Source organism: Acidisoma silvae, from assembly GCF_020618775.1.
Lineage (GTDB): Bacteria > Pseudomonadota > Alphaproteobacteria > Acetobacterales > Acetobacteraceae > Acidisoma > Acidisoma silvae.
Genome location: NZ_JAESVB010000006.1, coordinates 107,253 through 122,323 on the forward strand (window position 1 = coordinate 107,253; position 15,071 = coordinate 122,323).

At 65.0% G+C, this 15,071-nt stretch carries 12 protein-coding genes; 5 read left to right on the plus strand and 7 right to left on the minus strand.

Annotation, left to right across the window (positions count from 1 at the left end):
- Positions 1–14 precede the first annotated feature (14 nt).
- Positions 15–245 carry a FitA-like ribbon-helix-helix domain-containing protein gene (locus tag ASILVAE211_RS14760; RefSeq protein WP_227322100.1) on the plus strand — a complete coding sequence of 77 codons (231 nt, stop codon included), beginning with the start codon at positions 15–17 and terminating at the stop codon, positions 243–245.
- Positions 235–618: a type II toxin-antitoxin system VapC family toxin gene (locus ASILVAE211_RS14765; protein ID WP_227322101.1), complete on the plus strand. Its 384-nt coding sequence runs from the start codon at positions 235–237 to the stop codon at positions 616–618. Before ASILVAE211_RS14760 ends, ASILVAE211_RS14765 begins: the two co-directional genes overlap by 11 nt.
- Before the next feature lie 6 nt (positions 619–624).
- Here the strand turns inward: ASILVAE211_RS14765 and ASILVAE211_RS14770 are convergent, their stop codons facing one another.
- Positions 625–2,361 (minus strand): GGDEF domain-containing protein, encoded by a 1,737-nt coding sequence (locus ASILVAE211_RS14770; protein ID WP_227322102.1) that lies wholly within the window; start codon positions 2,359–2,361, stop codon positions 625–627.
- Between the two features lie 163 nt (positions 2,362–2,524).
- On the opposite strand from ASILVAE211_RS14770, the gene ASILVAE211_RS14775 reads away from it, so the two are divergent.
- The gene (locus tag ASILVAE211_RS14775; protein WP_227322103.1) at positions 2,525–2,971 is read left to right on the plus strand and encodes a hypothetical protein; all 447 of its coding nucleotides are present in this window, start codon (positions 2,525–2,527) and stop codon (positions 2,969–2,971) included.
- An 8-nt stretch (positions 2,972–2,979) separates the two neighbouring features.
- On the opposite strand, the gene ASILVAE211_RS14780 is transcribed toward ASILVAE211_RS14775, so the two are convergent.
- The 4 genes from ASILVAE211_RS14780 to ASILVAE211_RS14795 all read right to left on the minus strand — a co-directional run bounded on the left by ASILVAE211_RS14780 (position 2,980) and on the right by ASILVAE211_RS14795 (position 9,238).
- The gene (locus tag ASILVAE211_RS14780) at positions 2,980–3,438 is read right to left on the minus strand and encodes a hypothetical protein (protein WP_227322104.1); all 459 of its coding nucleotides are present in this window, start codon (positions 3,436–3,438) and stop codon (positions 2,980–2,982) included.
- A complete protein-coding gene (locus ASILVAE211_RS14785; protein ID WP_227322105.1) occupies positions 3,435–4,157 on the minus strand; it encodes a glucosamine-6-phosphate deaminase in 723 nt (240 codons plus the stop codon). Before ASILVAE211_RS14785 ends, ASILVAE211_RS14780 begins: the two co-directional genes overlap by 4 nt.
- 77 nt (positions 4,158–4,234) lie before the next feature.
- Positions 4,235–5,434 (minus strand): low temperature requirement protein A, encoded by a 1,200-nt coding sequence (locus tag ASILVAE211_RS14790; protein ID WP_227322106.1) that lies wholly within the window; start codon positions 5,432–5,434, stop codon positions 4,235–4,237.
- Positions 5,435–5,470: 36 nt separating this feature from the next.
- Positions 5,471–9,238 (minus strand): glycosyltransferase, encoded by a 3,768-nt coding sequence (locus tag ASILVAE211_RS14795; RefSeq protein WP_227322107.1) that lies wholly within the window; start codon positions 9,236–9,238, stop codon positions 5,471–5,473.
- 339 nt (positions 9,239–9,577) lie between these two features.
- On the opposite strand from ASILVAE211_RS14795, the gene ASILVAE211_RS14800 reads away from it, so the two are divergent.
- Complete coding sequence (locus ASILVAE211_RS14800; RefSeq protein WP_227322108.1) at positions 9,578–10,288, plus strand: OmpW/AlkL family protein; 711 nt, start codon at positions 9,578–9,580, stop codon at positions 10,286–10,288.
- Positions 10,289–10,472: 184 nt separating this feature from the next.
- Here the strand turns inward: ASILVAE211_RS14800 and ASILVAE211_RS14805 are convergent, their stop codons facing one another.
- Together ASILVAE211_RS14805 and ASILVAE211_RS14810 are read right to left on the minus strand one after the other, a co-directional pair.
- Positions 10,473–11,780: a DNA recombination protein RmuC gene (locus tag ASILVAE211_RS14805; protein WP_227322109.1), complete on the minus strand. Its 1,308-nt coding sequence runs from the start codon at positions 11,778–11,780 to the stop codon at positions 10,473–10,475.
- Between the two features lie 55 nt (positions 11,781–11,835).
- On the minus strand, positions 11,836–13,644 hold the full coding sequence (locus tag ASILVAE211_RS14810; protein ID WP_227322110.1) for a PHA/PHB synthase family protein: 1,809 nt from the start codon (positions 13,642–13,644) through the stop codon (positions 11,836–11,838).
- A gap of 67 nt (positions 13,645–13,711) precedes the next feature.
- Here ASILVAE211_RS14810 and ASILVAE211_RS14815 point away from each other — a divergent pair, with 67 nt between their 5' ends.
- Positions 13,712–14,995: a hypothetical protein gene (locus ASILVAE211_RS14815; RefSeq protein WP_227322111.1), complete on the plus strand. Its 1,284-nt coding sequence runs from the start codon at positions 13,712–13,714 to the stop codon at positions 14,993–14,995.
- The last annotated feature ends 76 nt before the right edge of the window (positions 14,996–15,071 follow it).

A 15,071-nucleotide genomic window follows, 5' to 3' on the forward strand; every position in this document is an offset into this window, starting at 1 on the left:
TTGACTCCATGCCCGTGACCTTATCCATCAAGAATGCTCCTGACGACGTCGTTCAGCGGCTGCGTGAGCGCGCCGAGCGGCATCATCGCTCGCTGCAAGGCGAATTGCTGTCGATTATCGAAGCGGCGGCGCAAGAGCCTGCCGCGACAAACGTTGCAGAACTTCGGGCGGAAATCCGCCTGTTAGACCTTCAGACACCCAGCGAATCCGTGGCAATTCTGCGCGCCGACCGCGATGGCCGTTAAGGTCATCGATGCCTCTGCCGTCGCAGCCTTTCTATTTGACGAACCCGAAGCGGACATTATCGCACAACGGATAGCGGGCGCCAGACTGGTCGCGCCAACGCTCCTCGGCTTCGAACTGGCGAATGTGTGCCTGATTAAAGGTCGGCGGCACCCTGACAAAAGGCCCGCGCTATTACGCAGCTTCGGCTTGCGTCATCGACTGGGCATTCAGGAACTCACCGTCGATTACGATGCAAGTCTTGCGCTTGCCCTGGCAACCGGCCTCACGGTCTATGACGCAAGCTATCTCTGGCTATCTCAGGAACTGAAAGCCGAGCTGATCACGCTTGACCGGCAGCTTGCCGCTGCAATCACGCAAGCAGCCAAGGACTGACGCCTCTCAGTCCCCGGCGCGCTTGTCTGCCAGATTCCAGCCGGCATGGGTCAGCTGGACCATATCGGCCGAGGGGCGCAGCGGCGCCGCCACGACACGGTCACGGCCCTGGTCCTTGGCGAGATACAGCGCCTTGTCCGCCGTCGGCAGCAATTCGTTCGCGCGGCTGCAATTCTCAGGCATGGAGGCGACGCCGAAGGAGGCCGTGACGGTGATGCCGTTCGAGGTGGTAGCGCCGATCGCGGTGCGGATCTGCTCGGCCCGCGCCACCGCCACCTCCAGCGTCGTATCCGGCAGCAGAATCGCCAGTTCCTCGCCACCATAGCGGCAGGCGATATCGGCCGGCCGCAGAGAGGCCAGAACCGCGCCTGCGGTGTCGCGCAGCGCCAGATCGCCGGCCGCATGGCCGTAGCGGTCGTTCAAATTCTTGAAATGGTCGAGGTCCAGCATGATGACCGAGACAGGCGTGCGCCGCCGCTCGGCATCCGTCGTCAAGCGCTCCAGCATCTCTTCCAGGAAACGGCGGTTGTAGAGGCTGGTTAGCGGGTCGCGCAGCGCCTGATTGCGCAGGCGCTCTCTCAGCACGATATTCGACAGCGCCAGCGACATGGCATCGGCCAGGGCAATGGCGATGGGCTGGATGCGTTTCAGCGTCTCGGCATCGCGCAGGCTGTCGCCGCGCAGGATCAGCAGGCCGTGAATCTCGCCCCGCGCGACGATGGGAATCTCGAAGGCCGTGCCGGAACAATCGCTATGGGCGCAGCGGAGCGCCTGCTCCCCGCGTCCGTTCAGATGCGGCTTGCCGCGTTTCAGCGCCCAGCAACTGTCCGGCGCGATATGCAGCGGCGGCGCATCGGCACCCGACGCGCCCCATTCCGTCGCGAAATCCAGCCGGTCGCGCGAATTGTTGAAAACGTAAAGCGCCCCGCCGAAATCGCCCAGAAGCTCGGTCGCGGTCGCCCGCAGCACGGCATTGGCGTCTTCGCTGGTGGCGGCGCTTTGCAGGATCTCCGTCATGCCAAACAGGGTTTCCACCTCCCGGCGCGCCACGAGGCTGGCGCCGATCGCGGCCTCACGGCCCTTGGCCTCTCGCCGGCTGGTGGCGAAAGCATAGGAGGTCGCGGCAATAGCGATGATGGCGCCAAGCAGGTTGATGAGCAAAATGAGGTTCTGCTCGGCCGCGATCCGGCGCCAGTCGGCATCGACCTTGGCACTGCGATAATCGAGATAGCCGCCGATCATGGTTTGCAGCTGCGCCATCAACTGCGACGTCTGGGCCTTGGTAAGAACGGTTTCCGCCTGATCCGATTCATGATCCATGGCGAGGATTACAGCCTGCGACCAGGCCGCGCGCAGGGTAGCGATGCGGTCGGTCACCGGATGCGCCGTCGTCTCCCCCAGATTTTGGGACAAGGCGTGATCGTCTATATCTTTGAAGATATCGCCTTCGGCATTGTTCAGTTCGCTGACGCCGCGCACATAGGCCGCGAAATCGGTGGGCTGAGCCGAAAGCACAACGCCGCGGACACCGCTTTGCGTGTCGAGAAGCGCGAATTGCACCAGACGGATGTCACGGGTTGCCCAGACATAGGCGCGGAGCTGCGTCTGATCGTCCCGGCTGATGACATAAGCGATGACGGTGGATACCCCCATCACCGCGACGAAAGCGATGATGATGCTGGACAGATGGCGGCGTGCGAAACCGATCCCAGCCTTGGCGGCCCAGGTCAGGTTCGGCTTCAAAGAACTAATACTCTTTTGGATAGCACCGACCACCGGACCTACTCGCTTGGGCTTAAACCTCCTATAGCCGAATAATGTGAGACAGAAATAGGAAAGCTGCATCTTGGGTGCGGCGCTGCAATCCCGTATGGAGCGAAAACTCGATCCACTTGGGAATCCAACCATGAATTGCCGCCCCTTCGTGATGCTGGCTCTGCTCGGTGCCCCTCTTGCGGCCTGTGCCGGAAGCCAGCAGCAGGTTTATCCTCAGCCCTATATCGGCAAGGCAATGCCCATTCAGGTAACGCCCGAGACCCAGGCGGCCTTCAAGGCGCGCACGATCGTCACGCCGCCGCATGGCAAAGTGCAGGACTTGGCCGAGGCCTATATCGCCAGCTCGGTCGCGCATCCGAGCAGCGCCAAATTCGCTGGCGAGTTCGAATCCAACGGCAAAAGCGTCGCACTTTGCGGATTCGTGCAATATCGCGGCAAGGATAACAGCCTGACCGGCTGGCGGCCCTTCTTCGTGGAATGGACGGCGCATCACGCCAAGGGCGTCAACGCGCCTTATTACAGTGCCGATGACGAGATGGCGAAGCTCTGCGGCCCGATGACACCGCCCGCGCAGTAGACCTAGTCCTACGGGCTAGAAGCTTTCCAGTATTCGGCGAAATAGCCCTGCGCATCGAGTGGCGCGGGGCTGGTCGGCACCGCCTGGCCTGCCGCGCAATGCCATTGATACCGCGTGTCGTGACCGGTGATATAGGCCGGCACGAAAGCCGCCTGCGGGTTGGCCGCGCAATACTGGGTGACGCCCGGCAGGCTGGTTGCCTTGTCCGCCTTGCCGCAAGGCAGGTTGGCGCCGACACTGCACATCATCGGCTGTCCGGCGGCGCAGCGGAACACGGTCATCGTCGTCACGACGGCCGCCGGCATCTGCGTATAGCCGAAGCCTCGGCGCGCTGCATTGATCAGGCTCGGCGGCAAAGGCTTCGGCGCGGCGTCCGTCTGGCCAGGACGGCAGAGCTGCATATTGGCCGCCATGGCCGGCAACGCACTTAACAGTACGAGACCGCCGGCTGCCAGAAGCGCCTTCATGCCGGGCGCAGCGCTTCGTCAGCGATCACGATCAGATCGGGATGGCCGCACAGCGCCGTCACCGGCCAGGCCGGATCGGTCTTGCCGGCCAGCAGCCTGGCGAGCGCATCGGCCTTCGCCGCGCCCGAGACCATCAGCAGGATGCGCCGCGCCCCGCGCAGCATGCCGACGCCCATGGTGACGCCCTCACCCGGCACCGTGAAACCGTCCTCGAAATAGGCCGCATTGGCGGCGCGCGTCTCTTCCGTCAGCGGCACGATATGCGTGCCCTCGGTCCAGGCGACACCCGGTTCGTTGAAGGCGATATGGCCGTTGCCGCCGAGGCCGAGGATGGCGAAATCCAGCCCGCCGCGCGCAGCCACCGCCGCGTCATGGGCGCGGGCTTCGGCCAGGATATCGGGCGCGTCGCCCTGCAGCAGGCGGATATGGTCGGCCGGGATCAGGGATTCGTCGAGAAAATACCGGCCCAGGAAAGCCGCGAAACTATGGCTGTCCGTTTGAGAAATGCCGACATATTCGTCGAGATTGAAATAATGGCCTGCGCTGAGATCGACCTCGCCCGCCGCCTGCAAGGCCAGCAGCTGCTGGTAGAGGCCAACGGGCGTCATGCCGGTGGGCAGCGCGATGGCGGGCGCGTCGATCTGGGCCAGGCAATCCACCACATGGGCTGCCGCCCGCGCCGCAAATGCCTCCGGTCCCGCCGTCCATTCGATCTGCATGAAAACCCGTCCTCACATCCGATGGTTGCGGTCTTCTAGCGGCACGCGGCGGCCTCATCAAACCGCAATGATCCCGCCTAGCGCGCGGCTGGCCGGCGGTAGGACCGGCTCTCCCAGATGGCGACGACGATCAGCACGGCGCTGGTCGCGAGATTGACCGCCAGCAGGCTTTGCCCGGCGGACCAAAGTGCCACGCCGATCATCAAGGCGAGGCCCACAAGATGCGACAGCGGCAGGCGGCCGATCAGCGCCTGTTTGAAGGCGATATTGCCCATCAGGAACAGAATGGGCGCGCCCAGCAGCACCAGCAGTTCCGCCGGACCGGCCGGCCGGCCGGCTTCTGCCAAAGTCATGTCGTCAGCCACCGCGCCCAGAATGACGGCGGCAATGATGATCGCATGAACATAGGTATAGAGCACGCGGGCGATGCGGCCGGGATCGGCGGCTTCGGCGATATGCCGGCTGCCGCGTTCGGCGCCGCTGTCGAAATAGATCCACCACATGGCGGCGGTGCCCAGAAAGGCGGCCAGGAATCCCCAGAGAATGGGCGGCGACCACTGCGCCTCGAAAAAGGTCGCGCCTGTCACGGTGATGGATTCGCCAAGCGCGATCAGCACGAAACCGGCGCAGCGCTCGGCCAGATGGGCGCCGTCGATATCCCAGTCCGACGTCACGGACCGGCCCAGGACCGGCACCCAGAAACCGGCCCAAGCGGAGCCGAGGTCCAGTACCAATGCCAGCAGCCAGAGGGCAAAGCGCGTTTCGCCGCCCGCGAGGCCGCCGGCGATCCACAGCACGGCGGTCGCCACCATCCAGATCGTGATGCGCAGGAAATTGCGGAAATTGCTGCGGCTGCGCCCATACAGCGCCCAGAGCATGAAGAGCGAGCGGCCTACCTGCATCACGGCATAGCTGGCCGCGAAGACCAGGCCGCGCGCGCCGAAAGCGTCCGGGATCGATGCCGCCAGAACCAGTCCGCCCAGCATCAGCGCCAGCAGCAGCAGGCGAACGGGCGGACGATCAGGGTCCAGCCAATTCGTCACCCAGCTGGTATCGATCCAGATCCACCACATGGCGCCGAAGAGCAGCAGCGTATGCAGCGCCTTGATGCCGGAAGGCTCGGGCAGAAGGCTATGCGACAGCTGGGTAACCGCGAAGACGAAGACGAGGTCGAAGAACAGTTCGATATTCGTCACCCGCTGCCCTGCCGGGTCATCCCGGTGGCGCGACAGATCCTCGCGCGAGGAAAGGAAGCGTTTGGTCAAAGCATGCAGCACAGTCCATTCTCCGGCGCGGCTGGGATCAGGCCGAGATTAGGCGCCGTCCGAGGAAAGCACACGTTTCTTGGGGGCGGCATCGGCAGCGGCCAGGCTGGCGCCTGCCACCTGGGCCACAAGCGACGCCTTCGCCTGGCGCGGGCGTGGCGTGGCGCGGACAGCAGCCGTTGCAATCACATCCAAGGCAGCGCGCCGCCGCGCCGCCTGCGCCCCCAGCGTGCCGTCGCGCAGCAATGCCGCCCGCCCTTGCAGGGCCATGGCCATGCGTAAATCCGGCCGGCGGATCAGCCCGGCCAGCGCATGATACCATTGCCCGGTATCGGCCGCGAGAAAGCCGCCGGATTCGACCCCCTCCAGGCTCAGTGGCTGCGCCAGCCGCCTGTCGGCAATGGGATGATAGGCCGCCATGTCGGACGCGACCGTGGGCAAGCCCAGCGCCGCATAATCCAGCATCTTGATGGAGGACTTGCAGCGGTTAAAGGCAGTGTCGACCAGCGGGGCGAGGCCGATGGCCCAGGGCTCGCGCCGGTGCAGATCCGTCAGCCAGCCGACGAAAGCCGGATAGGACAGCCCGGCGCGGCGCGGCACGTCCACACGCCGCACAAAGGACGGCAGGGTGCCCGGCCCGACCACGCCCACGATGTCGATCGAAATGCGGTCCCCGAATGTATCATTCAGGCGGCTGAGCGCCGGCAGGATCAGGTCTAGGTCTGACCCATGCGTCGCGGTGCCCATATAGAGGATACGCACCGGCCCGGTCTGCACGCCCGCCGCCGCTTGAGCCTGCAAGCCGGCAAGGTCCATGCCGGCGGCCTCCAGCGACCATAGGTTTTCATCCAGGCCGTTCGGCACGATGTCGATCGCCGCCGCGCCGCCCGGCACCAGGTTCTCCAGCCGCTCGCCCAGGCGCGGGGTCGAAACATGAACGCGGGCAGCGCCCGACAGCAGCACAGTGATGCCGGCGGCCAGAGGCCGCAGACGATCCGCCTCCGGATGATCGTCCGGCAGACCGACCAGATCATCGTCCAGATCATAAAGTAGCGGCGTGCCGGTAGCGCGCAGATGCGCCAGCAGCGCACGGGCCGCCTTCGGGTCCGGAACGGCGAAGCGCTGCGCCATCACGAGATCGGATTTGAGGCCGAGCGCATCCTGGGCTGAGGCGATGGTGACCTCCACCTCCCGGCCGGCAGCGGCATGGGACAAGGGCAGCAGGCCACGGATATAGGTGCAGGCGCTGAGAACGCCGATATCCAGCCGTTCCGGCACCAGGACGACGGACAGCTTGCCCGGCCGGCGCAGGTCGGTCGGTGCGCTGCTCGTCGTGGAGCGCAAGGCCGGGGCCGACAGAACGGACTGATAGCCGGTGTCGTAGAAACTTGGCGGCAGCTTGGCCGGTAGGGACTTGTCCACCCGCCGACCGCCCTGCGCCGGCGGATCGACCCGCGCCAGTGCCGACAGCGCGGCGATCACCTGCTCGGGCATCGCGTCGGGCGCGATCAGCCGCGCGCGGGGATGGTCGGCCAGGCGCGGACCGAAGGCGCCGAGATTGGAGGCAAGAATGGCGCGGCCCGACAGGATCGCCTGGGTCAGCGTATAGCTCCAGGTCTCGGGCCAGGTGGCCGGAAACCAGATCACATCCGGATCGACGCGGTCGATCAGCGCCGGCAAAGCCTCGGGCTTATAAATGCCGGTTTCGTGCAGGACGGCGCGTGCCGCATCGGGGATGCCGCGTTCAACCTTGCCGATCACGGTAATGGCCAGCCGCGCGGGTATGACGCTTTCAGCCAATGCGAGGACGTTTTGCGCGCCCTTGTGGTCCGCCAGAACCCCAATCACGGCGACGCGCAACGGACGTTCCGCGCCCGCGCGTCCCTTGGTGGAAACGGGTCTGGGGATCGGGCGCGGCGGCACCAAAGCCGGCATCGCTTCCAGGGGTGCCAATACGGCGCGGTCGGCCAGGCCATAGCGCGCGAGCCGGGCGATACTGTCCTCGGTCGCGCAGAAGACGCGGTCGGCAAGCCGGTACAGCCAGGCATGTTCCGCGCGCCAGCCGGTGATGTCATGAGCAGCGGTATCGTCCCGCGCCTGGATGCAGCGATCGCAGACGGCCGGCGCCGGCTCGCCGCAGGAGCGCGCATCCGCCACCGGCAGCAGATTGATGCGCGGGCAGATGCCGAACCAGTCATGCACCGTCACGTCGAAGGGCACGCCCAGCCCGCGCACCAGCCCGCGCAAATCCAGTTTGAGATTGACCCAGTGCTGCACATGAACGCGGGCGATGCGCAGCGGGGCCAGCAGCGAAAGCACATCCTTCAGCACCGCGTCCTGCGCCACCTTGGCGGCCAGATCCGGGTCGTCGATTTCGGTCTTGGGCAGGGGAATCAGGTAGTCCAGATGGCCTTCCCCCGCCGGCACGCCGAGCGCCACGCCGCGCCCGTCCATCGTGGCGCGGATGACGAGAACATTGGCCCGGCCGAGCGACCGCTGCGCGAGGTCGCGGATATACTGACCGATGCCACCGTCATAGGCGTGCTGCACCATCAGGATCGTCGGCAGGCCATTGGTCGCGAAAAGCTGCAACGTGGTCGCGAACCGGAAAGGCAGCGCCTCGTCCAGCCGCAGATGCAGCGCGACGCGCCGCTGATAGTCCGGCCAGCGGGCGTGCAGAAGCGCCGCATTGGTCGCCCGTTCCGGCACCAGCGTGCCGAAACTGACCTCGCCGCGATGATAGACGAAAAGATCGCAGGCCAGCAGATGGCGCCAGCCGGCGGCATTGGCGCGCATGCAATAGTCGCTCTCCTCGCCATAGCCACGGCCGAAGGTCTTGGCATCCAGCGGTCCCAGCTCGTCCAGCGCGTCCCGGCGCAGATACATGCAGAAGCCGACCGTGGTCGGCGTGAAAACGGCACGGCCGGCATTGGCGCCGGCACAGGCGGCGTCGATCGCTTCCAGGCTTTCGCCGAAGGGCAAGGGGCCGCCGGGTACCCCGGGATAGGAACAGAGCGTCGCGTTATTGGACAGCGGGGAGACGCTGGCGATTTTAGAATGGCTATAGGCTTGGCCGGCCAGGCGGCTCAGCCAGCCGGACGGCACCGCCGCATCGGCATTGAGCAGCACCACGTCGCGGCTGCCGGCTTCCTTGATGCCGCGATTGGCGGAGCCGACAAAGCCGCGATTGCGTGGATTGCGCAGCAGATGGATGAAGCCTCTGGCTGCCAGCCGATCAAGATACCGGGAGAGTTCCGGTTCGGGCGAGCAATCATCGATCACGATGATGCGGTGCAAAAGCCCCGGACGCCCAGGCCGCTTATCGCGCAGCACGCTGCGCAGGCAGTTCTGTGTTTCCGCGATGCCGCGATAGACCGGAATGACGATATCGACCGCGACATCGGCCGGCGGCTCATGGAAGGCCGCGCGGGACGGCATGGCGTCGGCCACGGAAAAAGGACGCTGGGTGGGAAGGCCCCGCGCCCGACCGAAGCGGAGATGATAGAGCAGCGGCTCGCTGCGCGCTTCCGGCACCTGATCGACATAGAAGCCGACGTCGAAATTGGGGTGTGGATCGCGCCCTTCCGCCACGCCGAAGGTCGCATAGTGATGCAGCGCCTGAATCCCGGCCTCCATCACATCCGGATTCTGCAGCAGGTACCAGGTATTGGAAAAGAAGGCGTTCGGATCGCGGCCTTCATAGACGCCCCAGCTGACGTAATGCTGAAGCGGATCGATCCCCGCCCTGGCGATATCCGGATAGCTCTCCCGATAGAAGTCGGCATCAAAGTAGCGGGCATCGATCTCCGCCAGCATCGCCTCAAACTTTTCGGTCGTCAGAGCCGCCTCCAGCCTCGAAATCGGGTCAATCTATCGCTTAGGTTGGCAACAACAACCTATGCCGGGCCAGGAATAGCCCCGAAAGGGCCGCCACTCTCACTGTCACCAAAGCTTAGCAAAGCCGATCAAGCCGGCAAACAAACGATGCGGAGTGGTTTCGCACCCGAAGTGTCCGCCTGCCCTTTAAACGTTCCCAAACATCTTGCCCCGCAAGGCTGCATTGCGCCGCAACATAGACTGCGTTTGCGCTCGATCAAAGTTTTTTGTCCGTTTCGCTGACTTCATGCCGTCACGGACAACGTGATGGAGGATCGCATGAAGCGGTTGAAGGTGGTGGGGCTTGGTGCGATCGCGGCGCTCGGCCTGTATCCGGCAGTGTCGCAGGCGCAGAGCTTGAACAATCAAACCCCGGTTTCTCTCAGCTCGCCCGGCTTCTTCGAACCCGCCGACGTGCCGCTTCATGCGGGCAGCTTTGAGGCCAGCCTCAGCGTGATCGGCGTTATCCCCGAAACATTTTCCAGCAACATCAAGCCGATCGGCGGCCAGGTGAATGCCGGCGGCGGCGTGTCCCCGGAGCTGACCGGCACCTATTTCCTGACCAATCACTGGGCGCTGCAACTGATCGCGGCCAGCACTGCGCACAGCATCTCGGCCGGCGACACGTCGCTCGGCCATGTCGATGTCGGCCGCGCCCATGTGCTGCCGCCGACCTTGACCGTGCAATATCACTTCCTGCCGAATGACCGCTTCAGCCCCTATGTCGGGCTGGGCGTCGCCGTCGCCTTCTTCTACGCGACCCAGCCGTCCGAACCGGTCATTAACAAGTTCAGCCTGGACACGACGGCAGGCCCGTCGCTCGACATCGGCTTCGACTACAATTTCTCCGGTCACTGGTTCGCGAATTTCGATGCGAAACAGATGTTCCTCAATACCACCGCGCATATCGACAGTGCCGTGGGTGAGGTTACGGCCAAGACAGCCCTCAACCCTACAGTGATCGGCGTCGGTATCGGCTACCGGTTCTGAGGGTTCGAGAGGCGGGCTGGAATAACAGGGGATTCCAGCCCGCCGCCTTTTATGCTGCCCCCCTCACCCCTTGACGGTCGCACGTGAATGGCGCCGACAAGGTTGCGGCTCTGCGCAGCGCCCTGAAAACCATGGTCGTGGGCGAAATGACGGCCGGCGCGCCGGAGGACTGAACCCCTAGCCGTCAGGCGTCGTCCTGCTCCAGCGCCGGCAGGCTGGCTTCCAGTTCCAGAAGCTCGTCCGCCTGGGCGGCGTCGATCGCTTCCAGCCCCTTCAGCTTGCGCCCGACGGCCCGCGCCCGCGTGCGCGCCGTCTCGATCGTATTCGTCATCACCGAGGCGTTCTTGGCAAGCTTGCCGAGCACCACATCCATTTTCAGCATTTCGGTCTTGGTGGCACCGAGCAGCGCGCGGATCTGATCCGCCTTCTCCTCCAGCGCCAGCGTGACATGGCCGAGCTGGACGGTGCGCAGCAGTGCCGGAAACAGGCTGGGGCCGAGGATCATGACCCGGCATTCCCGGCTCATCTCCTCCAGCAGTCCGGGCACGCGGGCGACTTCCGCATAGAGCCCGTCGGTCGCCAGATACAGCACGCCGAATTCCACCGTCACCGGCGGGTTGATGTATTTTTCGTAGATCTTGCGGCTTTCGTCGCGCAACCGCCGTTCCAGCCCGCGCCGCGCTAAGCGCTCGCCCTCGGCATCGCCAGCCTCGGCCGCCGCGATCAGACGCTCGTAATCTTCCACCGGAAATTTCGCGTCGACCGGCAGCCAGACCTTCGCGCCGCCACGCATGGGCATGGCGACCGCGAAATCCACCATGTCATCGGTATCGTCGCGCAGCTTGCGATTGGCCTCGAAACTGCCGGCGGGAAGCACGTCTTCCAGCATGGCGCGCAATTGCGCCTCGCCCCAGCCGCCGCGCGTTTTGACATTGGTGAATAGGCGCTTGATGTCGCCGATCTGCGCTGTGACCGCCTGCACATCGCCCAGCGCTTTCTGCACGGCGGTAAACTGATCAACGACGCGGGCGAAGCTCTGCTCCATCTGTTTTTCGACGGCGGCATGCAATTGCTCGTTCACCGTCGCCTGCATCTCAGCCAGCCGCTTTTCGTTGCTCTCGCGCAGTGTCGTCAATTGCAGGTCGAGCGTCGCGCCGATGCGGCGCTGCTCCTCGACCGCCGATTGGCGCATGGTGTCCATCGAGGCGCCGACCGCCGTTGTCGCCTGGGTGATCTGCTCGAAGGCCTTGGTCAGCGCGCCGGTGGTGCCGGTCTGGATGGCCGCCGTCAGGCCGCGTTCGGCGGCCGAAATCTGCCCGCGCGTGCTGTCCGCTTCGCTGCGAATGCCGGCCAGGATCTGCTCGGCTTGCAGACGCAGCTTTTCCGCCGCCTGCTCCCGCGCCGCACCGCCGCCTCGGGCCGTGACGAAAGCGATGAGGCCTAGGCCAAGGCCGATGAGGCCGAGAATGAGCGCGATGATGTCAGAGGTCATGCCAGCGTCTTAGCCGGCCAGCGCTCCTGCGTCACCACCGGAGTTCACACTATGTTCAGGCGACAACCTTCACATAAGAACCCGGCGCGTCCTCGATCACCGTGACGTTCGCCCCCGCCTCGCGCGCCGGCACGGTTTCCGGCGCCAGCTTCGCAATCCAGCGCTGCCAGTCCGGCCACCACGACCCAGCGATCTCGGTCGCGGCGTCTTCCCAGTCATCCGGGTTGTCAGGGGTCGAAGACGCCACCCAATGGCTGTATTTGCCTGATTCCGGGTGGTTGACGACGCCCGCGATATGGCCGGAGGCAGCCAGCACGAAGCGCTTCGTCCCCTTCATATAGTGCAGGCCCTGATAGGTCGATTTCCAGGGCGTGATATGGTCTTCTCTGGCCGCCAACATATAGGTTGGCACATTAACCCGCGAAAGATCGATCGGCACGCCGCAGAGGCTGACGCCGCCGGGTTCCTTCAGCTTGTTCTCCTGATACATGCGGCGGAGATAGAAACTGTGCATGGCCGCCGGCATGCGCGTGCTGTCGCCGTTCCAATACAGCAGATCGAAGGGGAACGGCTCATTGCCGAGCAGGTAATTGTTGACCACGAAAGACCAGATGAGGTCGTTGGCGCGCAGCATATTGAAGGTCTGCGACATTTCGCTGCCTTCCAGATAGCCGCGCTTGTTCATGCGCTCTTCCAGCGCCTGGATCTGCTGTTCGTCAATGAAGACGCCCAGTTCCCCGGCTTCCGAGAAATCCAGCAATGTCACCAGATAGGTGGCGGATTTGATGCGGCGATCCTTCTTCACCGCCATCCAGGCCAGGGTCGAGGCCAGCAGCGTGCCGCCCAGGCAATAGCCGATGGCGTTGATCTCGCGCTCACCCGTGATCCGCTCGATGGCGTCGAGCGCCGCGAGCACGCCCTCCGTCATGTAATTCTCAAAATCCTTGGCCGCGAGTTCTTCGTCGGGATTGACCCAGGACACCATGAAGACTGTGTGGCCCTGGGACACGGCCCAGCGCACGAAACTGTTCTTGGCGCGCAGGTCGAGAATATAGAATTTGTTGATCCAGGGCGGGATGATCAAAAGCGGCCGTTTCAGAACCGCTTCTGTTGCGGGCGCATATTGGATGAGCTGCATCAGCGGCGTCTGCCAGACGACCTTGCCCGGCGTGGTCGCGATATTCTCGCCGAGCCGAAAAGCCTCGGTATCGGTCATGCGGATGCGCAGCTTGCCGCGTCCAAGCTCCAGATCCGTCAGCAGATTGGTGAGGCCCTTGAGCAGATTCTCGCCCCCCGTCTCCACCGTGCGGCGCAGCACTTCAGGATTAGTGAGAACGAAATTGCTCGGGCTCAGCGCATCGACGAACTGGCGCGAATAGAAATCGACCTTCTGCGCGACCTTGGGCTCCAGCCCATCGACATCCTTTACGACGTCCTGCACGAAGCGCGCCGACAGCAGATAGCTCTGCTTGATGAAGTCGAAGATTTCATTGTCCTGCCAGGCACCGTCCTTGAAGCGGCGGTCGCGCGGATCGGCGGCAATGACGGGTTCGGTCTCGATGCCCATGATGCGGCGGGTCGTGTTCTGCCACAGCGCCATATAGTCGTTCCACAGGCCCATCTGCGCCTGCATCAGCCGGGCGGGATTGGCCATCAGCTTGGCCGTCATTTCCAGGAAGGCCGAGCCGATATTGAACGGGTCCGGCTGGCCCGACGGCACCTGCGGCTTTTCCGCCTCCTGGCGCTTCAGCCAGCCCAGCATGATGCGCTGGGACCGCTCGGCGATATCGGTCATGGTCCGTCGGACAAGCTCGGGATCGGGCAGGCGGATGTCCTGGCTGTCCGGTTTCTCGCTATCCGCCATGACACGATCCTTTCCGGCGTTCGCCGCTTGGGCTAGACCAGCCCTCGTCTACAGGGACCAGGGCTGTATGTTGCTAACCGATTATGAGGGTAAGGCTGGGACCAGCCGGGTTCAAGCCACAGTCTCGCTGGGGCTATCGCGCGGAAGCGCGACCCGTTCACGGCTTTACGCCTCCGTCGCCCGCTTGGGCCGCAGCGCGGCCCCCGCTGCCCTGTTGCTGCTGCTGGCGGGTTGCAGCGACGTGCCCAATTCCATCGACCCCATTTCCTGGTGGCATAATATGGAAGGCGGCGCGATCGCACAGGACCGGCCGCCGCCGCCCAATCCCCATGCGCCTTTCCCGCATCTGGCCAATGCGCCCAAGCGTCCGGCCGGCATGGGGGATGCGGAATGGGCCGACCTCAAGGCCGCGCTGGCGTCCCAGGGCGCCAATGCCCATCAATACGCGGCCGATAACCCGATCCCGACACTGCCGCAGACACCCGCAGCCGGCGCGCCGGCCAATGGTGCTGCTGGCGCTCCCAAGCCGGCCCCGGCCAAGGTTGTGGCGCCTGCGGCGCAGGCAGCCCAGGCGCCCGCAGAATCGGCGGCCGATGCCGCCGCCATCCAGCGGCTGGCCAATGCCCAAGGCCCTGCCGGCAGCACCAATACCGGCATGGCTTCGGCCAAGACCGTCGCCGCCGCCACCGCCGCGACCGAGGCTCCCGCTGCCAGCAACGCTGGCACGAGCGTGACCTTCGGTGGCCCGGATCAGCCGCAGAAGACAGCCCCCAGCCCCGGCCCGCAGGCGGTGCCGGTAAACGCCGCCGGACAGCCGGTGCAAGGCAAGGCCGTCGGCACGCATTACACCTTCTTCGATCCCGATAACGGGCTGAGCGTTCCGGGCGCCACCGCCCCCGTGGTGCAGCCGGACGAGGCCCATCCGCCCGCGCTGCCGGATAGCGTGCCGGCCCCGCCCGCCGTGGCCGGCTTCGCTATCTCGGCCGTGCCCTCCACCTATGCCGCGCCCAAGCATTTGCCACAGCCGGCCCCCTATATGGCGCCGGTCCCCTTGCCGCCCGTGCCGCCGGTGGCCGTTGCTTTCCCGCCCCGCTCCGCCATTCTTTCGGCGCCGATGAAGCGCGCGCTGCTGAAACTGGTCCAGCAGCACCAGACCGCGCGGATCGCAGTGACGGGCTATGGCGACGCCACCAGCGACACGCTGGCGGACCAATCCGCCGCCATGCCGCTGGCGCTGGAGCGCAGCCGGGCGATCACCGTGCAGCTGATCGCGGACGGCATGCCGGCACGCACGCTGGTGCCGACCGCCCAGGCGCTCGGCCAAGGCGGTCTGGCGCGATTGGTGGATTGACGATTGAACGGATTGAGCCACAGGGGGATTGGGCGTAACGCCTTTTCCCCTTCGTGCTTCACCCCCGTCCGGACCA